20 protein-coding genes are annotated in these 21,880 nt (G+C 46.1%); 6 read left to right on the forward strand and 14 right to left on the reverse strand.

Annotated features, from left to right (window positions below; translation table 11 throughout):
- Positions 1-17 precede the first annotated feature (17 nt).
- Positions 18-821 carry a DUF6776 family protein gene (locus L5M71_RS01110; protein ID WP_105249880.1) on the forward strand — a complete coding sequence of 268 codons (804 nt, stop codon included), beginning with the start codon at positions 18-20 and terminating at the stop codon, positions 819-821.
- Positions 814-1,164, forward strand: a complete 351-nt coding sequence (gene erpA / locus L5M71_RS01115; RefSeq protein WP_006080742.1) for an iron-sulfur cluster insertion protein ErpA — start codon at positions 814-816, stop codon at positions 1,162-1,164. Before L5M71_RS01110 ends, erpA begins: the two co-directional genes overlap by 8 nt.
- A gap of 116 nt (positions 1,165-1,280) precedes the next feature.
- Here the strand turns inward: erpA and L5M71_RS01120 are convergent, their stop codons facing one another.
- The 5 genes from L5M71_RS01120 to L5M71_RS01140 form a co-directional block, all read right to left on the reverse strand.
- Positions 1,281-1,730, reverse strand: a complete 450-nt coding sequence (locus tag L5M71_RS01120) for a hypothetical protein (protein WP_168823456.1) — start codon at positions 1,728-1,730, stop codon at positions 1,281-1,283.
- A gap of 25 nt (positions 1,731-1,755) precedes the next feature.
- Positions 1,756-2,136 (reverse strand): DUF2750 domain-containing protein, encoded by a 381-nt coding sequence (locus tag L5M71_RS01125; protein WP_028760853.1) that lies wholly within the window; start codon positions 2,134-2,136, stop codon positions 1,756-1,758.
- 152 nt (positions 2,137-2,288) lie between these two features.
- A complete protein-coding gene (gene aqpZ / locus L5M71_RS01130) occupies positions 2,289-2,984 on the reverse strand; it encodes an aquaporin Z (RefSeq protein WP_263205979.1) in 696 nt (231 codons plus the stop codon).
- Positions 2,985-3,417: 433 nt separating this feature from the next.
- A complete protein-coding gene (locus L5M71_RS01135) occupies positions 3,418-4,527 on the reverse strand; it encodes an anhydro-N-acetylmuramic acid kinase (protein ID WP_212599972.1) in 1,110 nt (369 codons plus the stop codon).
- 20 nt (positions 4,528-4,547) lie between these two features.
- The gene (locus tag L5M71_RS01140) at positions 4,548-5,960 is read right to left on the reverse strand and encodes a peptidoglycan DD-metalloendopeptidase family protein (protein WP_263205981.1); all 1,413 of its coding nucleotides are present in this window, start codon (positions 5,958-5,960) and stop codon (positions 4,548-4,550) included.
- Between the two features lie 126 nt (positions 5,961-6,086).
- Between L5M71_RS01140 and tyrS the strand changes: the two genes are divergently transcribed.
- The gene (gene tyrS, locus L5M71_RS01145; RefSeq protein WP_263205984.1) at positions 6,087-7,280 is read left to right on the forward strand and encodes a tyrosine--tRNA ligase; all 1,194 of its coding nucleotides are present in this window, start codon (positions 6,087-6,089) and stop codon (positions 7,278-7,280) included.
- A 99-nt stretch (positions 7,281-7,379) separates the two neighbouring features.
- On the opposite strand, the gene L5M71_RS01150 is transcribed toward tyrS, so the two are convergent.
- The 8 genes from L5M71_RS01150 to gltB all read right to left on the reverse strand — a co-directional run bounded on the left by L5M71_RS01150 (position 7,380) and on the right by gltB (position 17,415).
- The gene (locus L5M71_RS01150) at positions 7,380-7,808 is read right to left on the reverse strand and encodes a hypothetical protein (protein ID WP_263178105.1); all 429 of its coding nucleotides are present in this window, start codon (positions 7,806-7,808) and stop codon (positions 7,380-7,382) included.
- Positions 7,809-7,934: 126 nt separating this feature from the next.
- Complete coding sequence (locus L5M71_RS01155; RefSeq protein WP_028760847.1) at positions 7,935-8,426, reverse strand: nuclear transport factor 2 family protein; 492 nt, start codon at positions 8,424-8,426, stop codon at positions 7,935-7,937.
- Between the two features lies 1 nt (position 8,427).
- Positions 8,428-9,054: a trimeric intracellular cation channel family protein gene (locus L5M71_RS01160; protein ID WP_105249873.1), complete on the reverse strand. Its 627-nt coding sequence runs from the start codon at positions 9,052-9,054 to the stop codon at positions 8,428-8,430.
- Positions 9,051-9,428, reverse strand: a complete 378-nt coding sequence (locus L5M71_RS01165) for a DUF2721 domain-containing protein (protein ID WP_012088590.1) — start codon at positions 9,426-9,428, stop codon at positions 9,051-9,053. The genes L5M71_RS01160 and L5M71_RS01165 overlap by 4 nt, the downstream gene beginning before the upstream one ends.
- Before the next feature lie 56 nt (positions 9,429-9,484).
- Positions 9,485-10,474, reverse strand: coding sequence for a cobalamin biosynthesis protein (locus L5M71_RS01170; protein ID WP_263140518.1), 990 nt, complete (start codon positions 10,472-10,474; stop codon positions 9,485-9,487).
- 22 nt (positions 10,475-10,496) lie between these two features.
- Positions 10,497-11,207, reverse strand: coding sequence for a 5'-methylthioadenosine/adenosylhomocysteine nucleosidase (locus tag L5M71_RS01175; protein ID WP_263205987.1), 711 nt, complete (start codon positions 11,205-11,207; stop codon positions 10,497-10,499).
- A gap of 346 nt (positions 11,208-11,553) precedes the next feature.
- Positions 11,554-12,960: an FAD-dependent oxidoreductase gene (locus tag L5M71_RS01180; protein ID WP_219252993.1), complete on the reverse strand. Its 1,407-nt coding sequence runs from the start codon at positions 12,958-12,960 to the stop codon at positions 11,554-11,556.
- 6 nt (positions 12,961-12,966) lie between these two features.
- Positions 12,967-17,415 carry a glutamate synthase large subunit gene (gltB, locus tag L5M71_RS01185; RefSeq protein WP_263205990.1) on the reverse strand — a complete coding sequence of 1,483 codons (4,449 nt, stop codon included), beginning with the start codon at positions 17,413-17,415 and terminating at the stop codon, positions 12,967-12,969.
- Positions 17,416-18,004: 589 nt separating this feature from the next.
- Between gltB and L5M71_RS01190 the strand changes: the two genes are divergently transcribed.
- The 3 genes from L5M71_RS01190 (at position 18,005) to oxyR (ending at position 20,698) form a co-directional block, all read left to right on the forward strand.
- Entirely contained in the window at positions 18,005-18,934 is a 930-nt protein-coding gene (locus tag L5M71_RS01190; RefSeq protein WP_263205993.1) for a TIGR01212 family radical SAM protein, read from the forward strand.
- Between the two features lie 204 nt (positions 18,935-19,138).
- Entirely contained in the window at positions 19,139-19,504 is a 366-nt protein-coding gene (locus L5M71_RS01195) for an Hpt domain-containing protein (RefSeq protein WP_028760840.1), read from the forward strand.
- 282 nt (positions 19,505-19,786) lie between these two features.
- The gene (gene oxyR / locus L5M71_RS01200) at positions 19,787-20,698 is read left to right on the forward strand and encodes a hydrogen peroxide-inducible genes transcriptional activator OxyR (RefSeq protein WP_198572141.1); all 912 of its coding nucleotides are present in this window, start codon (positions 19,787-19,789) and stop codon (positions 20,696-20,698) included.
- A 55-nt stretch (positions 20,699-20,753) separates the two neighbouring features.
- Here the strand turns inward: oxyR and L5M71_RS01205 are convergent, their stop codons facing one another.
- Positions 20,754-21,821 carry an adenylate/guanylate cyclase domain-containing protein gene (locus tag L5M71_RS01205; protein ID WP_105249866.1) on the reverse strand — a complete coding sequence of 356 codons (1,068 nt, stop codon included), beginning with the start codon at positions 21,819-21,821 and terminating at the stop codon, positions 20,754-20,756.
- Positions 21,822-21,880 lie beyond the last annotated feature (59 nt).

Consider the following 21,880-nt stretch of genomic DNA (forward strand, 5'->3'; position numbering starts at 1 on the left):
TAAGGGGCTGTTACCTAATGCCAAATTATCATCGTTGGCTAGATCGGCTGCAAGTGATGGATCTCAAGTATCGTCCATCTTCAGTGTATTTATCGCTTTTAGTGTTAGTTTCTATTCTTTTTGGGGCTTGGATAAGTTTTCTGCTATTAAGTAGCGATGAGCCTGTTGTTAAGCATATCAGCAGCAAGACTCAACGCTTGACCGCTGAGTTAGAGGCACAGACCCAACTACTTGCAACCCGAAATTTAGAGCTGTCCGTCGAGCGAGAGGCTAATACCCAAATGCAAGAAATGTTTGGCCAGCAAATGAAAAAGCAAAAAGAATTGGAACATGAGCTGGCGTTTTACCGCAGCATTATGACACCGGATGATAATGCTGAAGGTGTCGCTATTCACGGACTTGAAATGACGCCGGGCGCTTTGGCCGATGAATATCATCTCAAGTTGGTGTTGACTCAGTTGCAAAAGCGTAAGCAAGCTATTCAAGGTCGAACTGAATTGACACTCATTGGTGTGCAAGATGGCAAATCTGTTAGCTTGAGTGTGAACAAACTCACGGGTTCTAAGTTGGAATTTGATTTTCGCTATTTTCAAGTCATAGATACCAAGGTCACTGTTCCTGCTGGCTTTAATTTACAACAAGTGAAAGTCAAAGTGCTGGTGCCTTCGAGCCGCTGGACTAAGAATTCGCAGACCGAACATGTCTATAGTGCCCCTGAGTTATTACAGGGTGAAAAAGAACCACGGGTAATACTTGAACAAAACAGTCAGGTAAAGGATAATTTGCCCCAGAAAACTGATGTAAGAGGTAGTAATGACTGATCAAGCTGATACAGCAATGCCAATCCAATTTACCGATGCGGCAGCCGCTAAGGTGAAAGGTTTGCTGGAAGAAGAGCAAAATCCTGCACTTAAGCTACGAGTCTATGTGACTGGTGGTGGTTGTTCTGGATTTCAGTACGGCTTTACCTTTGATGAAAAGGTCAATGACGGCGATTTTACGATAGAAAAACAAGGCGTTCTCTTGGTTGTCGATCCTATGAGCCTACAATATTTAGTCGGTGGTGAAGTGGATTACACTTCAGGACTGGAAGGTTCTCGCTTCTTCGTGAAAAACCCTAACGCAACCACGACCTGTGGCTGTGGTGCCAGTTTCTCTGTGTAAAAAAGTTTTTCTGTTTAATGATGACTAACTTTGCATCTTTTTAGGCGTGGAGTGAGATCAAAAAAGCCGTCACAATGACGGCTTTTTGTTGGGCTAAATTTATTTTCTACAAGAGCTTAGCTCATGATATTCAGGTTAAGCTTAGGCTTAAACCATGCCTTTACCTTTTTATCAAAGGCTATCCAAACTTGCAGTAATGACAAGACGATCAAAGCGATAAAAATCACATAGTCAGGCAGTTTTCCCTGCCATTCACCTAGATACACTGTCGTTGGACCTACCACTAAGTTGCCCGGATCGTACATAATCACTGGCAGCATGCTAATCAATCCAAGCTGCACGACTGTGTAGCCGCGCAGCATGATAAGCCCTGCTTTTTGCCGACCGATAATGGCAATCACCATCAGGAGGGTTAGCAGACAAAATAACACCCCTTGTTTAGCGATTAAGCCACTCACTGACGCAACAACATACACTAGCAATAGTGCAATGAGTCGTTTCGGAAAGTGCTGACTAAGGGCTGTACTTGCCTCTGGTGTCGGTATCGCCGATTTTTGCTCGCTCATAGGCATTCTCGTTTAGCGATAGCGATTAGTGGCTTTGCTTAGGCGCTAATCTTTGATCTAACTCATAAGGCGGGATTACCACACCTAAATCATCTAATACTGGGAATACGGCGACAAAGAGGTCGTCATCTTCCATGCCTGGCACCCATCTTTCGTGAAATTCGTCGAGTGGAATCGCTAACGTTTGGCAATCACTCCATTCATCCACAGCCCAAGAATCAGCGGCTTCTTCGGTTGGCCACATTGGGATGCAATCTTCTTCTTCAGTGGTTAACATCACGCAACCGTCTTGATCTTGTAATGTCCAAAGTATTTTGTGTTCTTTAACTTGTTCAACGAGGTAATCGTAACGGGCTTCTGGCGTCATTGCTGCTGTCTCAGCGAGGTTTTTAACAGTCTTGCTCATGAAAAATATCTCTTTTGCTTGGATAGGGCGAAGCCTGTTGTGTCTTTAGTCGCACAGCAAAATTCGCCAGTTGGCTAAATGGTAACATTAGAGCGGGATTAGAAAAAGAACAACAGCGCCAAGAGAGCGCTGTTGTGTTAGATCTTCGGCTTTTATTCTTCCGCACGGAAGTAGCGATAGATAAAGCCCGCCAAAATGGCGCCGACAATCGGTGCTACCCAGAACAACCAGAGTTGTGATACCGCCCAGTCACCGACAAACAGTGCAGGGCCTGTGCTACGCGCTGGGTTCACCGAAGTATTGGACACAGGAATACTAATAAGGTGAATTAAGGTTAAACCTAACCCTATGGCAATTGGGGCAAATCCCTTAGGCGCTCGCTCATCGGTGGCACCTAAAATAATAATCAAGAAGAACAGTGTCATAACGATTTCACAAATCATCACCGACAGCATGCTATAGCCACCTGGTGAGTGCTCACCAAAACCGTTAGAGGCAAATCCGCCAGCGAGTGAAAATCCCTCTTGTCCTGAAGCGATGAGATACAAGATGCCTGCGCCAACAATTCCGCCCGCGACTTGGGCTATGATATAGGGCAATAATTCTGCTGCCGGAAAACGTCCCCCAGCCCAAAGGCCGAATGACACTGCAGGGTTGACATGACAACCTGAAATATGGCCAATCGCAAAGGCCATAGTCAGAACCGTTAAGCCAAATGCGAGCGCGACACCGAGTAAGCCTATGCCCACCTCGGGAAATGCAGCGGCGAGTACAGCACTACCACACCCTCCAAGGACTAACCACAAGGTGCCGAGAAATTCTGCCGCCATTTTTTGTGACATGTTCATTGTTTGATTTCCTATTCTTTTAAAGACGCTTGCTTGTTAATCAGTGCGTCTTTATTCCTAATTTACCTGCCTATTAACGGATCTTGTCTGAGTGAGCAAAATCGCGCTGTAGACACGAGTTCCCTTAAAACCAGTTTCTTATTGGACGCCTATGAGGCTATTCCTAAGTGTTTGAGCTGTTTAGAGCAATATCCTGTATCCGTTTTTACTATAGTGAGACTTGATTAAGCTTCAGTGACGAAACTTTTTTACTCATGCTTCTGTCACTAAATGCTTCAGTAATTAAGAATAGATGGCTTTAAAATAGCTGCTGATTTTCTTGAGAAATTTAGGCAGGAAGAGGGGAAAAGATTAGTTTGTCTTTTAAAGACAACAAGAGCTTCATGTAGAAGCTCTTGTTTAGGTTATCGCTTTAGTATTTTGCGAAGGCCAATTACTTAGCGCTAAATCGTCCGCCGAGTACGGCTTCGCGGGAGGCGCCTGTTACTGCAGGGAGATTAGCGGGTAAACCTAAGTGATTGCGCATGGCGAGCCAGGCAAAGGCGATGCCTTCTGCCCACTTAGGATCTACGCCAAGGGCCGAGGTAGTATCCAGCTTATAACCTGGTAATAAGGCTGCAAGACGCTGCATCAGTTGACCATTAAATGCACCGCCGCCACAGACGAATAATTCCCCTTCATTGGATAGTTTAATAATGTCTTGGGCTATGCTGTGGCAGGTTAAATCCAATAAAGTTGATTGAATATCTTCTTCATCTAAATGATTAAAGGGCGATAATTGCTGCTCTAACCAAGCTTGGTTAAACAGTTCGCGACCAGTGCTTTTAGGGTAAGCAAGGGAAAAATACGGATGCGAAAGCAGCTGAGTTAATAAGCTTTGATCAGTTTTTCCGGATGCAGCCCATTCGCCATTTTTATCGAAGGGCTCACTTTTAACCTGTTGCATCCAGGCATCAATTAAGGTGTTACCTGGTCCTGTATCAAAGCCTAAGACTTCTTCGCTATTGCCCGGCAGATAGGTGATATTGGCAATACCACCAATATTGAGAATGACACGTTTTTTACCGACTTGGGCAAAGGTTTGCTGGTGGAATGCGGGTACTAAGGGCGCGCCTTGCCCACCAAGGGCAATATCTTTGCGACGAAAATCGGCAATGACATCTATGCCTGTTTCGGTCGCAATAGTATTAGGATCGCCAATTTGTAAGGTAAAACCCACTTCGAGGTTTGGCATATGGCGCACAGTTTGACCATGGCTACCAATGGCGATGATATCTTCTTTCGCAATAGTACATTTAGCCATCAGATTATTGACTGCTAAGGCAAACAGCTGACCCACATTTCGATCTAAACGGCCGAGGCGGTTAATTTCATCTGAGCTGGGTAAGCACAGGCGCTGTAGACCTTTGAGCAAATGGCTCGGAATAGCTTCGGTATGGCTGGCGATAAGCTGCGGCTGTGCGCCTGAAAAGTCGACCAATACTGCATCGACACCGTCCATGCTGGTGCCTGACATAAGTCCAATATAATAAGCGTTTTTCATTGGGAGGAATCCATCCGTCGTTATTGCATTGCCAATTGCGTTTGCTTGTTTTGCGAAAGTGTAGTCATCAATTGCTTGCTAAGTGCATCGAATTGATTTTTTTCTTTTCTCGCAATTGATTCGGATTTCGGTAGCGTAATCGTTCTCGGGTTGCGGTGTACGCCATTGACGATAAATTCGTAATGTAAATGAGCCCCAGTGACACGGCCTGTTTTACCTAAAGTACCAATAATTTGTCCTTGCTTAACGTTGGCGCCTTTGCTGACATTACGTTTTGTGAGGTGTAGATATTTGGTGGTATAGGTATCGTTATGTTTGATAAACACATAGTTACCGTTGAATTGATTATAACCAGACTCAATAACGCGTCCACTACCCGCAGCTTTAATGGGCGTGCCAATGGCTGCGACATAGTCTACACCGCGATGGGCTTTGACTTGGCCTGTCACTGGGTGCAAACGTCTTGGGTTAAAGTTGGAGCTGACATACTTAAAATCGACCGGTGAGCGCAGGAAGGCTTTACGCATGCTAGTGCCATTTTCGGAATAATAGTTACCGTCGGTATAGCGAATGGCAGTATAGCGCTCATCTTGGTTAACAAATTCTGCAGCTAAGATATTGCCATTCCGCAAAAATTCACCATCGGCATATTCTTGCTCGTAAATAATGGCGAAGCTGTCGCCTTCGCGTAAGTCTAAGGCAAAGTCGATATCCCAGCCGAATACGGTCGATAATTGTAATATCTGGTTAGCAGACATGCCTGCATCCACAGCGGCATTCCAGAAATTGCTCTTAATTTTGGCACTGGTGAAATGGTTGCGGATTTCCACATCCTTTTCGGAGATTTTTTCGTTGTATTGCTCTTGGCTTTTAGTGATGACTAGCGTGGAAATAGCATCGACCCGATAACGTACTTCAGTCAAATTACCGTTTGCATCCTTTGAAATCACAATTTCTTCGCCCGGCATTATCTTAAGTAAGTTTTGCTTGGCTAAAGGCAACTGGGTGATTTCATAAACGTCTTTGCTGGTTAAGCCAGCGCGGTCAAATACCGCGGCTAAAGTATCACCATTTTTGACGTTAAAATGTTCGACATCTCTGTGGAGAGCGCTTTCGTGGGATCCTGCGGCTTGATTATTAGCTCCAGCTCCAGCTGCAGCGAGCGCATCGGGTGAGGATAACGGTTCAGCCGTTGTCGGAGCATTATCTGTTTGACCTTCTAGTAACTCAGGGCGTTCAGGCGAGCGAAAAGCTAAGGGCACATCATAACGGGTGTTGATTTGAGCTTGGTCATCAATGCTAGTGGTTTGTCTTGAAGCTTGCGCTTCTTCAGAAGGTAGAAGCATGGTTATCATTGTGATAACTGAAAGAATGCTAAGGAGAATTTGATGCTTTTTAGGCAACAATTTAAATAACGTTATAACCTTTCCCATTGACGCCGATACCAATAACCAGAGACTTAAATAATCCCGTTAGTGTACACACTTTCAATTGTGGTGGCTAACAAGTAACATAAGTCTCTTCATTTTATGATCATGGCCTTAGGAGTCCCTGCCGAGATGGCTGATTTAGACCAAGTATTAGCAGAAATTAGACGTGGTACCGATGAGATTTTACTCGAAGCGGATCTGCTGGAAAAACTCAAAGAAGGACGTCCACTCCGTATTAAGTTAGGCGCTGACCCTACCGCTCCGGATATCCATCTTGGACACACAGTAATCTTGAATAAATTAAGATTATTCCAAGAGTTAGGTCATGAAGTCATTTTTTTGATTGGTGACTTTACTGGTATGGTGGGGGACCCAAGTGGTAAAAATAGTACACGTCCGCCGCTCACCCGTGAACAAGTTTTAGCAAACGCAGAAACCTATAAAGAACAGGTTTACAAGATCCTCGATCCTGCTAAGACTCGTATCGAATTCAACTCAAGCTGGTTAGAGCCATTGGGCGCCGCAGGTATGATCCGTCTCGCGTCTAAGCAAACTGTGGCTCGTATGATGGAGCGCGATGACTTTAAGAAGCGTTATGCCTCGGGTCAGTCGATTGCGATTCATGAGTTTATGTATCCTTTACTTCAGGGCTATGACTCAGTTGCGCTGCAGGCCGATGTTGAGCTGGGTGGTACAGATCAAAAGTTCAACCTGTTAATGGGCCGTGAACTGCAAAAAGCCGAAGGCCAAAAGCCACAAGCTGTGATCATGATGCCGCTGCTCGAAGGTTTAGACGGCGTGAAGAAAATGTCTAAATCGGCGCATAACTATATTGGCGTGAGCGAACCTGCCAATGAAATGTTTGGCAAGCTGATGTCAATTTCGGACGACTTGATGTGGCGCTACTTTGAGCTGTTATCATTCCGCCCATTGGCTGAAATTGAACAGTTTAAGCAAGACGTGGCGAATGGGTCTAACCCACGTGACACTAAAATCGCCTTAGCTAAGGAAATTATCACACGTTTCCATGATGCAGCGTCTGCCGAAAGTGCGCATCAAGCCTTTGTTGACCGTGCTAAGGGCATGATCCCCGATGATATCGAAGAAATTGAGTTAGCTGCCGGTGAAGGTATTGCGATTGCCAATCTGTTGAAAGACGCGGACTTAGTGTCATCGACTTCAGAAGCGATGCGGATGATCAAGCAAGGCGCGGTGAAGATGGACGGCGAAAAGCTAGAAGATAGCCGTATGACTTTGTTCGCGGGTACTGTTGCTGTATTCCAAGTCGGTAAACGTAAGTTTGCCAAAGTGACTTTGGTATAGTGACGTTGGTTTAGTTAGGTTTACGCTATAGTAAGTTTAAACGAACAAAAAGAGCGCCTTAGGGCGCTCTTTGTTTTTGAATCTTTTCATAAAACAAGATTAAGGCGCTGTGTTGGCCTCATGCTCGGCGATATTACATCTGTCGGTGCCAAAGTGTTGCCCACCACTGCATTTCCATGCCAATTGGGCCGAACTTACCTGCCAAAGTTTAGCGTTTTGTTTCAGTGAGATAATCAACAGCATCTGTGGATGCTGCTTGGAAAGCTCGCTCACTTGATAGGTTAAAATGCCGTCTTTATTGGTTTGAGTTCGCACTAAGGTAAATTTGTTGCCTGCATATTGGCTGCTGATTTTATTGGGATCTTCCGACCAAGGCTGATGTTGCGCCTGAGCGGCACGTAGTTGTTGATTAAAATGGCTTACAGGCTGAACGGCGTAGGAAACGATAATGGGCTGTAAGGCCTGTGCTTTGGGGGCCAGTATTAAGCCATTAAGGGCGAGTAGGGCTATCAATCCAAAAAACTTCATACAAACCTCATTGAAACGAAACGGCTCAGTCAATTTTTCAAAGGTGAAATACGCAGTGGTATTGACTCATTGTTAGTTTCGACTCGTTTTTAGGGATCAAGTTTCAAAGACGGATAAATTTTGTGACTACTGCATCGCTAATTGGTCTGACATGGTCTGGTAATCGATTAGGTCGACATGTTCCGTTACTCTGCGATTGAGCATGTCGATCTTAAGGCTTGTTACACCAGGTATCGCAACATCGATGATTTTCCCCGGTTTGCCAAATTGTTCACCTGGACCCTTGAAATGGTAGTTACCTATCATCACCACTAAAGAGCCTGCGTTATACATATGTTCTATGTTGAAGTTGTACTCGAGCACGCCCTCGTGGGCGCGCTCAAGGAAGTCGATGATGAAGCGGCCGCCGGTGTATTTGCGGTTGGCGGTTTTGTCGAAGAAGACGCTTTCGCGGTTATAGAATTTGCGCAGTGTCTTATAGTCGTGTTCAGTTAGCGCATTCATATATTTTACGGCTAACTGCTGTTCTTGTGGCATTTCACCTGAGTTGGCTTGCGCCGCTGCAGGATTGAGGGCTGGAACAAAAATGAGGCACAAAATAAAACACAATATTCGCAAACTATTCCCTCTTGGTCTTGAGATCAAAGGCCGGTAATGAAAGATGCCACTTGATGGCACTTAAACGGATTAACAGGGCACTGGCCATCGCCAGAAACAGCGCCATTTTTTCGCCCATACCGTAGGCTAAGCTCACGGTATAGCCGATACCACCTATGATCGAAGCTGTGGCATAGACTTCTGTGCGTAAGACCATCGGAACTTGTCTACACAGTAAGTCTCGAATAATGCCTCCTCCCACGCCTGTGATCAAGCCCATTACGACGGCAATCATCCCACTCAAGCCCATATTGAGGGCCTTTTCAGCACCTATCACGGTAAAGAGGGCCAATCCAAAGGCATCTGCGACGGGTAAAATATACTCGGGTACTTTACGAGGGCGACGGACTAATAGCAAACAGACGAGCACGGTCGCGAGGATCACTATGATGTAATTCGGGTCGCGGATCCAGAACACTGGCGTTGCACCAATTAAGGCATCACGAATACTGCCACCACCGACAGCGGTAACCGAGGCGAGCACGATAACGCCAAAGGGGTCCATTCTATGGCGTCCAGCGGCAAGTGCGCCGGATAATGCAAATACAGCGGTACCCCATAAATCAAAAAAGTAGATCCACTGGCTCATTTACTCATCTCTTTGATATGGATATTTAATGCGTCAACAGAGATGCGGATTTCAATCACAGATAAAATCAGTGAATAGAGCAAGAGCAGTAGGCTAGCGCCAAAAATCACTGAGCCGGTTTTATTAAAGCCGATATAGATAAAAATCATACACAGTACACATAGGGCAAAGCTTGACACGCCTGCTTCCTGCATTCGACGAATGATGGTAATACGCTGGCTCAGGTTCTTAATTTGATCTTTATGTACGGGTTTTTCACCATTGCTTAAATTTCGGATTAATGCGGCCAAGGCAAAAAAACGATTGGTATAAGCTAATAATAACAATGAGATAGCAGGAAATAACAACGCAGGTGTTGTTAATGAAACATGCATGTTTTCGAGCAAGATGGTCAGCCTTTAACTTCACGTTGAGATAATGCGGCATCATATCACAGGCTTTGTAACCAACGTAAACTTGCCCATAACAAGGGCAGTATAATGATAAAGCTAAACCAGATAGCACAGGCACGTGAGGTCAGCTTAATTGCAGGCGTGATGTCATCACAGGTTGGCTGCGGACCGTAGCACAATTTATCCACATTGATACGCACGCCAGCAAACTTCTGTGGTCCACCGAGCTCGATTCTCAAAATACTGGCCACGAGATTCACACTGAGAACATAACCTCGAATAGCGTGATGATTTTTAGGGGCTCTAAAAAGTTTTGCAAACGCCTTAGGCCCGCCTTGAATGGCGAGCGACAGGCTCCACAACCAAGCCGGAATCGCCAGCAAGATAATGGATACACCATTCACAGTACTGCAGAAATGTTGATACTTTGGTTGAATGGGCGGCCAGCTCAATTCGAGTTGTTTGAGCATTCGCACAGCTAGCACTAGCGGTGCTCCAGCAATAGCGAAAAAGAAAATGGTCGATGCTGTGCCGTAAATAGGTGCAGTGGCGAGTTTTTCTATGGTGGCTTTGGCTAGGCCGATTTCCGACAAACTATCGGTATCGCGCACCACCCAAGGCTGTAAAAGCTTTTTTGCGCTGGCATTATCTCCACGTTTTAAGGCCTTAGCGATTTCATCGGCAACTTGGCTAAACCCTGCATCGGTTAAACACAGATAAAGCACCAAAAATTCGAAAAACCATGGAAAGGCAGCCAGTTCGAGCAAAAAGGTGATAATGGCCCAAAATGGAAACAGCAACAGCAACATAGCTAAAAAGCCTGCTGTGGCTTGTTGGCTTGGAGAGCGTTCTGGGCGATTTACCTTGGCTGCGAGTTGCTTAGCTAAATGGCTAAACCAAATAAGCGGCTGCATTTCCCGTGGCAATGGCGCTAACCGCGCCAATAACAAAGCAAAAAAAAGTACCAAAAAGCCTTCAAACAAAGCGCCATCTATCTCGACAAGTTGTTGATAAAAAGAGGTGTGCATTCGGTACTTTCCACTTAAGTGATTATTTTATTGCGCTAGGATTCAGTTGCTCAAGCAGCAACATCACCATCAGAGCCGAGTGATAACCCGCTTTGACAATATAAGAGTCGAAATCCACTGGCGAGTCATTGTTGGCGTTATCCGATAAAGAGCGGATCACCACAAATGGCACTCCAAACTGATGACAAACTTGAGCGATTGCCGCACCTTCCATCTCACAGGCGGCCATAGTCGGGAAGTTTTTGAGCATGGCTTGGGTGCGAACAGGATCGCAAATAAAGCTGTCGCCAGTACAAATCAAACCTTCGATCGCTTTGACTTCACCCAGTTGAGCAATCGCTTTGTTAGCGGCTTCAACTAAATGTGCGGCAGGAGTAAACGCAGCAGGTTGCTGCGCCATTTGGCCAATTTCATAACCAAAGGCGGTGACATCCACATCATGGTGACGTACTTCAGAAGAAATCACGATATCGCCAATGGCCAGCGAATCCACAAAACCACCTGCAGAACCAGTGTTGATCACCGCATCCGGCGCATATTTTTCGATGAGTAGCGTGGTTGCAATACTTGCGGCGACTTTACCTATGCCTGAGCGAGTCACGACTACGTCTTTACCCGCGAGAGTACCAGCAATAAATTCAATACCAGCAATGGTTTGCGATGTCGCATTTGTCATGGCGGCGATCAGGTGAGCGACTTCTGGCTCCATTGCGCCAATAATTCCAATTTTCATGGGAGACCTTTTTTGATTCAACACTTAAAGAGTGGGAAATGGGAATGCTGGCTAATATACCACACAGTTTTATGCAGTCGTTATGGCGAGATTGGGATTGCTTGATAATCGCGGGGTAAAACGCGGGAGGGTTAACGGAAAAGTGCCCCCCTAAGAGGTGCACTTTTATCTATCTATTTCATCTGTCTATTTTACTTATCTATTTTTCCATCAACCGATGGCGACAAATCACAAAAAAAAGCTGGACTTGTTTGCCTAAGTCCAGCCATTGCAGTGCTTGTTAAATGACAGCGGTAAAACAGTTTTTTAGCGATAAAACAAACACATTGGCGTTTAAGCTTAGCGCTTAGTCTAAGTAGTTAAGAATACCTTGAGCAGCATCGCGACCTTCGGCAATGGCTGTCACGACTAAGTCAGAACCGCGCACCATATCACCACCGGCAAACACTTTCGGGTTTGTGGTTTGGAATGGGTTTTCGTCTAACTTGCTCGCTTTGACTCGGCCCCATTGATCGAGCTCGATACCGTGTTCGGCAAACCAAGGGGCAGGGCTAGGCTGGAAACCAAAGGCGATAATAATCGCATCGGCTTCGAGCAACTGTTCGCTACCGGCAATCGCTTCGGCGCGTTGACGACCACTTGCATCGGCCTTGCCCATGGCTGTTTCAACGCATTCAATGCCGATCACTTTGCCATCTTGGGTTTTAATCGCCACAGGTTGACGGTTAAACAGGAAGTTAACGCCTTCCTCCCGCGCATTTTGCACTTCGCGACGTGAGCCCGGCATGTTGGCCTCGTCCCGGCGGTAAGCACAGACTACGCTGCTGGCACCTTGTCTGACGGCTGTGCGCACACAATCCATCGCAGTATCACCACCGCCTAATACCACCACACGCTTACCTTCAAGGTTCAGGTAGGGCGTTTCAGTATTCTGGGTGCCCATTAAATGATGGGTGTTACCAATCAAATAGGGCAGGGCTTGGTATACGCCTTGGGCATCTTCACCCTCAAGGCCTGCTTTCATCGCGGTATAGGTGCCCATACCGAGGAAGACGGCATCGTATTCTTCGAGCAGTTTAGTAAATGGGATGTCCTTACCGACAGTGACACCGAGTTTAAACTCAATGCCCATGCCTTCTAATACACTGCGACGGGTCGCCATAACGGCTTTGTCGAGTTTAAAAGACGGAATACCGTAGGTGAGTAGACCACCAATTTGTGGATATTTATCAAAGACCACAGCTTTAACACCGTTGCGAGACAGAATATCCGCGCAGCCTAAACCCGCAGGACCCGCACCGACAATCGCCACTCGTTCAGGGCGTGGCGTGACCTTGCTCATATCGGGGCGCCAGCCTTGGGCGATAGCTGTGTCGGTAATGTATTTTTCGACATTACCGATAGTGACAGCGCCAAAGTCGTCGTTCAGAGTACAAGCACCTTCACAGAGTCTGTCCTGTGGACAAACACGGCCGCAGATTTCGGGCAGAGTGTTGGTCTCATGCACTAAATCTGCCGCTTCCATGATGCGACCTTGTTCCGCTAGCTTGAGCCAGTTAGGAATATAATTGTGTAGCGGGCATTTCCACTCACAATAAGGATTGCCGCAATCTAAACAGCGGTCCGCTTGCTCAGCCACTTGAGGCTGAGCAAAAGGCTGATAAATCTCAATAAACTGAGTCGCACGTTTAGCCGCAGGGTGTTTAGCGGGGTCTTTACGACCCACTTCAATAAATTGAAAATCGTTACTCATGCGCCATTACCCCGCTTTTACAACTAATTCTGGGCTCGATTTCTCTAACTTGAGTAGATCGGCCACGGCAATATTTTTAGGTTTTACTAATACGAAGCAATCTAACCAGTTACCAAAATCACTTAAAATCATCTTGGCATGTTCGCTGCCCGTTTCGGCCACGTGGGCTTCAATCAGACCTTTCAAATGTTGTTGATGAATAGGTGATTCGAGTTTTTGAGTATCGACAAGCTCAGTGTTCACACGGCGATTGAAACGGCCAAATTGATCGAAAACATAGGCAAAGCCGCCTGTCATACCTGCGCCGAAGTTCACCCCTGTTTTACCAAGGACAACCACAATGCCGCTGGTCATGTATTCACAGCCGTTATCACCGAGTCCTTCGACCACAGCAATCGCCCCTGAGTTACGGACCGCAAAACGCTCGCCCGCTTGACCCGCGGCGAAGAACTTGCCGCCTGTCGCGCCGTAAAGGCAGGTGTTACCGACAATGGCGCTGCGCTCACTCTGGAACGGGCTGCCAATCGGCGGATAAATCACTATCTGGCCGCCAGACATGCCTTTACCTACGTAGTCGTTGGCATCACCGCAGAGCTTGAGTTCAAGACCTGGGCTGTTCCATACACCAAAGCTTTGACCAGCACTGCCATTAAAGCTGAGCTTAATTGGTGCCTTAGTGCCTTTGACGCCGAGTGTGCTCGCGATATAACCCGACAGTCTTGCTCCCACTGAGCGGTCGGTGTTATTGATGCTGTAAGCGGCATCGAAAGATTCGCCCTTATCGACAGCACTTTGGCATTCGTTTAATAAATGCTGATTAAGTAGCCCTAAATCCGCTGGTGGATTGGTTTCCTGCCAAGTACGCGATGTGCTGGCTTTGACCTTAGGCTGATACAGGATCGGCGCTAAATCGAGTCCGCGTTGCTTATCGGTTTGGCCTTCTAAGGTATGTAGCCACTCACTTCGGCCCACTAAGTCCTCAAACTTACTGACCCCAAGGGTCGCCATCCACTCGCGGACTTCCTCGGCGACAAACTCAAAGTAAGTCATCACTCGCTCTGGCAGGCCGTGGTAGTGGTTGTCGCGCAGGTTTTTATCTTGCGTCGCTACGCCAGTCGCGCAGTTGTTCAAGTGGCAAATACGCAGGTATTTACAACCTAGAGCGATCATAGGCACAGTACCAAAACCAAAACTTTCGGCGCCTAATAACGCGGCTTTAATCACATCGGTACCGGTTTTTAAGCCGCCATCGACCTGCAGACGAATTTTATGGCGTAGACCGTTTTCCACTAGCGATTGATGCACCTCGGCTAACCCTAGCTCCCATGGACTGCCCGCATATTTCACTGAGGTAATTGGGCTAGCACCTGTGCCGCCGTCATACCCTGAAATCGTGATCATGTCCGCATAGGCTTTGGCCACGCCGGTGGCGATAGTGCCCACACCGGGTTCTGACACAAGTTTCACTGAAATCAGCGCTTTAGTATTGATTTGCTTCAAGTCGAAAATCAGCTGGGCTAAATCTTCGATAGAGTAAATATCGTGGTGCGGCGGCGGTGAAATCAAGGTCACACCAGGACGTGCATGACGCAGTCCGGCGATTTCAACACTCACTTTATGGCCGGGTAACTGGCCACCTTCACCGGGTTTTGCCCCTTGGGCGACTTTAATCTGTAACACATCAGCATTAACTAAATAATGCGCCGTAACGCCAAAGCGTGCCGAGGCAATCTGCTTAATCGCAGAGTTGCGTTCAGTATTAAAGCGGCGAGCATCCTCACCACCTTCACCTGAGTTCGAGCGGCCACCTAAGCGGTTCATCGCGATAGCCAGCGCTTCATGGGCTTCAGGGCTCAAGGCGCCGATGCTCATGGCGGCGCTGTCAAAACGTGAATATAGATTTGATGCCGCTTCTACATCGGCGACATTAATCGATGTTTGTGCGCCCTTAATACCGATTAAGTCACGCAGTGTGGCCACGGGACGATTGTCGACGAGTTCGGTGAATTTTTTATAGCTCGCGAAGTCTTTGTCAATCAATGACGCTTGCAAGGTGTTGACCACATCAGGGTTGAAACAGTGATACTCGCCGCCCTCAACGTATTTCAGCAGGCCACCTTGCGGTAATGGCACATGGGCACGGTAGGCAGCTTTGTGCAGAATCGCTTGGTCTTGAGCGATGTCTGCAAAGCCTGCACCCTCGATGCGGCTAATTACGCCTTTAAAACACAGTTCGATCACTTCGCTGGCAATGCCTATGGCTTCAAATTGCTGACTGCAACGATAGGAGCCGACAGTGCTGATGCCCATTTTGGACATGATCTTACGCAAGCCTTTTTCGATGCCGTAGCGGAAGTTCAACATCAATGCCGTGGTATCGGCTAAGTCATGGCGTTTCGCCAGTTCGGAAATTGACTCATACACTAAATACGGATAAATCGCCGTGGCACCAAAGCCAAGCAATACAGCAAAGTGATGCGGATCTCGCGCCGATGCGGTTTCAACAATAATGTTGGTGTCGCAGCGCAGGCTCTTATTCACCAGCATTTGCTGCACAGAACCGACCGCCATGGCCGCGGGGATCACTTGCGCCGTTTTACCTATGGCTCTATCCGAAAGAATCAACAAAGTCGTGCCGCTGCGGGCTAAACGTTCGGCTTCGGCTGTGATGCGGCGAATGGCGCTTTCTAAGCCTTCCTGTGGTTCGTAATTTAAATCGACAATATTGGCTCGATAGTAAGTGCTATCTAATCCCAGTAACTGGTTAAAATCACTGAATAATAAAATAGGTGAATTGAACATCACCCGGTAAGCATGCCCAGTCGTTTCATTGAAGAGGTTCTGTTCACGGCCAATACAAGTGGTCAATGACATAACGTGCTTTTCACGTAAGGGGTCGATAGGTGGATTCGTTACTTGAGCAAATTTCTGCCTAAAATAGTCATACAGTGAACGTGACTTTTTCGACAATACCGCCATAGGTGTGTCGTCGCCCATAGAACCTGTAGCTTCTTCACCTTGCTTCGCCAATACCCAAATGACTTGTTCTAATTCCTCACGGGTATAGCCAAATTGTTTTTGGTATTGCAGCAATAGTTCAGGGCTTAACTCGCTGGCACCGTGCTGCTCAGAGGCTAAATCTTCCGCTGGCGTTAAAGTACGGCTGTTTTTCGCCATCCACTCTTTGTAAGGGTGGCGGCGTTTAAGATCGTTATCAATTTCAAAAGATTGGTACAGGCGGCCGTTCAAGGTATCTAATACCAGCAATTCGCCAGGCCCAACACGGCCTTTTTCAATCACTTCATCGGCGGCGTAATCCCAAATACCCACTTCGGAGGCTAGGGTCAAAATACGATCTTTTGTGATCACATAACGCGATGGACGCAGACCGTTACGGTCTACGGCGCAGGCGGCATGGCGACCGTTGGTCATCACAATACCAGCCGGACCATCCCAAGGCTCCATGTGCATAGAGTTAAAGTCGTAGAAGGCTTTTAATTCGTCATCCATTTCCGGATTACTTTGCCAAGCAGGCGGGATCAATAGACGCATGGCACGGTATAAGTCCATGCCACCGGATAACAGCATTTCCAGCATGTTATCTAAAGATGAAGAGTCTGAGCCTGTTTCATTCACAAAGGGAGCGGCCTGCTGCAAATCTGGCAGTAGCGGTGAATTAAACTTATAGGCACGGGCGCGGGCCCATTGACGGTTACCCGTAATAGTATTGATTTCGCCGTTATGGGCTAAATATCTAAACGGCTGAGCTAATGGCCATTTAGGAGAAGTATTCGTTGAGAAACGTTGATGGAATAGGCATATAGAGCTTTTTAAGCGAATGTCCGCGAGATCGGGATAAAACGCGGGCAAGTCCACAGGCATCATCAGACCTTTATAGACGATAACTTGGCCTGACAAACTCGCGACATAGAAGTCTTTGTCGTCGGTGATCTGCTGCTCTAAGCGGCGACGCGCCATATAAAGGCGACGTTCCAAGTCTTTTTCACGCCAGCCAATGGGGGCGTTGATCAGCACTTGATAGATTTGTGGCAGGCTAGCCTTGCCAATTTCACCTAACACATCGGGATTGACAGGCACCTTGCGCCAGCCTGCAATACTTAAGGTTTCACGCTCGAGTTCGCGCTCAAGAATAAACTTGGCTTGGTCAGCCAGTTCATCATCTTGACTTAAAAACAGCATACCTACGGCAAATTTTCTGCTCAAATGCCAATCATTTTCCGCGGCAATCGCTTCAAAAAATTGCACGGGTAATTGCATTAATAAACCACAGCCGTCGCCAGTGCGACCGTCGGAGGCAATGCCCCCTCGGTGCTTCATGCGATCTAGACCATGGATTGCCGTGCGCACTATACGGTGGCTGGCTTCGCCATCCATCTGTGCTATCAACCCAAAACCACAATTGTCCCGCTCAAAACTGGGATGATATAAGCTCATACAAAAACCTCCCTAGACCTCAACTGATTACTACTCGGGGAGAAAATGTAAAGACTTTCTATAGATATGCACCCGAACCACCCAAATTAGCCTGAGATTCAATAAAGGTCAAACCAAAAATTTGCATAAAACATGGGTATTAATTCATGTTTCATACACAAATCACAATTGATTTACGTTAACGTCAACAGTAAAATGTGTCGTATAACATTATGAATAAAAAGAATTTTAAAAACTATCAAACTCAAAATTTACCAAGGTGTAACATGCTAATGGGATTGTTTTTGATTTAGAAATAGTGATTTTTATTGCAAACACAGTAAATAGATAAAAAATTAAAATTGTTGAATTGTTATTCATTTTTCGATGTGAGCAAGATCTCAGCGGTAAGCTGGCTAATTTGAGGGTGCGCACATTTATGATAATAACGGTATGAGTCAGGCGGGAATTTGATGTAGCGCCAAGAAAACTCTCGCTACCTTATTTACACTAAGCTTTTTCTTCTATTTGTTCACGTATTTTCTTTTCTATTTGTGATTTTATCTTGGTTATTCTCAATGAAGCGATATGAAATTTGGTGGGTGCTCTGATGGGGCTTGATGCATATGTGAACACCTTTGGCGCTGTTTGCAAGGCGCGATATGGCACCCGACTGCGAAAACTCACTATAGATGCCAAGTTTACTTGCCCTAACCGTGACGGCACTTTGGGGCGTGGAGGTTGTACTTTCTGTAATGTGGCGTCATTTAGCCATCAAACTGCCGATGTATTGAGTATTACTGAGCAACTCGAACAGGGTAAGAGCCGCTATCGTGAGGCGAAGCCTCAGGCACAAGCCGATAAATTTATTGCTTATTTTCAAGCTTACACTAGCACTTACGATGAATATCAAGTGTTAATTGCTAAGTACGATGAAGCGGTTAAAGATGGCGAGATAGTCGGTTTATGTGTAGGAACTCGCCCCGATTGTGTGCCGGATAATGTACTGGATTTACTGGCGCGCTATCAGGAAAATGGTGTCGATGTGTGGTTAGAGCTCGGGTTGCAAACAGCCAAAGATGAATCACTGCGTAGAATTAACCGTGGCCATGATTTCGCCTGTTATTGTGACACTGTGTCTAGGGCGAGAGCTCGCGGTCTTAAGGTGTGCACTCATCTTATTCTTGGCTTACCCGATGAAACCCATAGCGATTATATGGCGACTTTAGCTGCTGTATTGCAGCAGGGTGTTGACGGTTTGAAGTTACATCCTTTGCATATCGTCGAAGGTAGCACTATGGCTAAGTCGTGGCGAAGTGGGCGCTTACCTTTATTGAGTCTTGAGGATTATGCCCACAGTGTCGGTGAGATGATCCGCCATACTCCCGCGGAAGTGATTTTTCACCGTGTCACCGCTTATGCGAAAAAACCTATGCTATTAGCACCCGATTGGTGCGCTTATCGTTGGGATGGATTGGTGGCGATTGTGGATAATTTGCAGCTTTATGGTGGACAAGGGCACGCATTAGCGCAACGATAGAGGCAAGTTAGTGGGATAAATTTACTCCCTAAATGTTATGTCGTCGCTATTATGTCGTAAGCGTTTATTTACGACTATTAGTTTGTTTTTTGTTAATTTTAATCTGAATTAGACCATGAATATCGCTATAAGTTGCACTGACAATTTTAGTGGGTATCATGTGATAAATTCGTTTTAAGCATTGAACCACTTAAGGGAGGCCTTATGGCCACAGTTGAATTAGAAGCAATCCTAGATCTCAATACTCTCGAACAGTACTGCAGCGCCATTGGTGCCGGTACCTTACTCAAGAGTGTGGTGTTATTTGAGCAGTTAATGCCTGAATATGTTGGAAATCTAGTGAAGGCTAACGACGCAGCAGACAAAGATACCTTATGTTCAGAAGCACATAAATTTAAAGGTGCTGCAGGTTCTGTGGGGTTAAAACGTATTCAGCAGATCGCCCAGTTATTACAGCATGGCGAAGAAGCAAGATGGGATGCTGAACATGGCTCTTGGGTTGCTGACATCGTTGAACACGCGAGTGCAGATTTACAACAGTTAAAGTTATTCCTCCAAGCCAAAGCATAAAATATTACTTGCTAAGGTAAGTTAAGGCGCAGCAATAATGTCTATTGTTGCGCTCAATTGAGTGAATCTTGCATTGGTTTTACGATTAAGTTTGTTGTTTTCGACATTTTCTTGTTAGCGCTTTTCCCATCTTATTTTGTTACTCCCACTTAAGTTTTACGGCGAACCGATTGAATATCGATTCGGGTCACAATCCTGATATCTTATGCCGCGTTATTGCTCATCACTTATGCTAAAGTAGATTTAATTTCTTAATTCATAACCTTAATGGCAATCGAGAAAATGAAAAGTTTACCTAGCTTAAAAAACTTATTCTATTTGGTGAATCTCCATCAAGAGCAGAATTTTAACCGCGCCGCTAAGGTGTGTTTTGTCAGTCAATCAACGCTTTCAAGTGGGATCCAAAACCTAGAAGAGCAGTTAGGGCATCAGTTGATTGAGCGAGACCATAAGTCATTTATGTTTACCGCCATTGGTGAAGAAGTGGTGCAGCGCGCCCGTAAAATTCTCACTGATGTGGATGATTTGGTGGAATTAGTGAAAAATCAAGGTGAGCCGATGACAGGCGATATACGTTTAGGGTGTATTCCCACTATTGCGCCTTTCCTATTGAGCCGTGTGATTCGCCAGTGTCAGCAATCTTATCCAGCGATGAGTTTATTATTGAAGGAAGATACCACTGAGCGTTTGCTAGATGCTTTGGGGAAAGGAGAGCTGGACTTATTGATCCTAGCACTACCCGTTGATACTAGCGGTTACCACAGCATGAAAGTGGGCATAGATCCTTTCAAAATGGTAGCCCACAAAGATTTAGCGGGTGGCATACATCAACCTATTGATTATCAAACTCTGCCGGACGAGAGCATTTTTCTTCTGCAAAGTGAGCATTGCATCACAGGCCATGCTATTACTGCATGTCAGCTAGGTGATAGTGCGAAAGTCAATCCGTTTGCCGCCACCAGTTTGCATACTTTAGTGCAGATGGTGAACAGTAAACTGGGCACCACGTTTCTTCCGCAAATGGCCATTGACGCGGGTATTTTGAATGACACAGATTTAGTGGTGATGACGCCACCGGGTGAAGCTCCTTACCGTGATATCGGCCTTGTTTGGCGTCAAACCACCAGTCGCATCTTAACTTTCCGCACTTTAGGTTTAATGATCCAAAAATTATTAACTAAGGACGGGGAATAAACTGACTGTAACTGCAAAGCATTAATTCAAGCTAAAGCTTAAAGTCGATTACAAATCAGAGCGGGGAAACGCCAAACACTTCAATTGAGTGTTGTTTCCCTTTGAGTTTGACTGGGCCTAGATTTGATAGGTGATACTGAGTGTTGGGGTTATCTAAACGTCCCGCGAGTGCGCCCGAAATCAACATGCGCTGTCCTAGTGGATTACATTGATCTTGCAGTCTTGCTAAGGTATTGAGCACGTCACTAAAGAAACTAATTTCTTGTTTCTGTACACCAACAACTGCAGCGACGACTTGGCCACAATGAGCCGCCGCTTTAAATTTCGGCACAAAGCCATAATGCTCTTCAAAGTAGCGGCGTTGCCAGTTCAGTTGTTGGCTAAATTCAAAATAAATATTCATGCAGCGGTCGTGAACTATCCCTTCTTCTAATGGCCAGTGAAGCAGCACTGCATCTCCCATATAGCGGTAGATTTCAGCTTCGTTATTGGACACTGTATCTGAAAGTAAACTAAAGCTGTCTTGGATCAATCGACTAAAGCGGTAATCGCCAAGTGATTCGGCATGTGTGGTTGAGGCGACCATGTCTAAATAGAGGAATAAGCGCTGCTCATATCTTGGCTTGTGGTATTTACCAAGGCCTATGTTGAGTAAAATACGCGGCCCGACTAATAATGCCATTTGCTCGACAAAAGCTAAGCTGACTCGTACGACGACCAAATATACGATCAATGCTTGGAATGAAGGGCTATAGAGAATGTGCGCCGTCAGCATTTGTCTGAGGGTCGACATATGATTTTCGATGGCCCACATATTTAAAAACTGAGTCATGTAAGCTAACGTCGTAGCACCCAGTAATAAAAACAAGCCCTTAAAGATGACTGAAAACACATAGGGGAGGCGATTGATTGCACTGAAATCTGCAATGACGTTCGACATCCAATGTAAGCTGCCAAAAATTATCCCCATGTAGATAGCAAGTGTTGCGAGATCAGCCGAACTTACCGCCCATTGGGGCAGCTCTGGTGATTGGGCATATCGAAAAAACACGAATGCAGCCATGGCAATCGCCCAAGCTAAAATCGCAAAAAGGAGTTTTTTCGCTTGTCTACGTGCTCTCACTGCTTGATTGGTATCCGAATACGGCTGTGATTTCAGGATGCCGTAGTTTATAGAAAAGA

Origin of the sequence: Shewanella sp. SW1 (genome assembly GCF_025653545.1) — a bacterium.
In the GTDB taxonomy this organism is placed as follows: Bacteria; Pseudomonadota; Gammaproteobacteria; order Enterobacterales; family Shewanellaceae; genus Shewanella; species Shewanella oncorhynchi.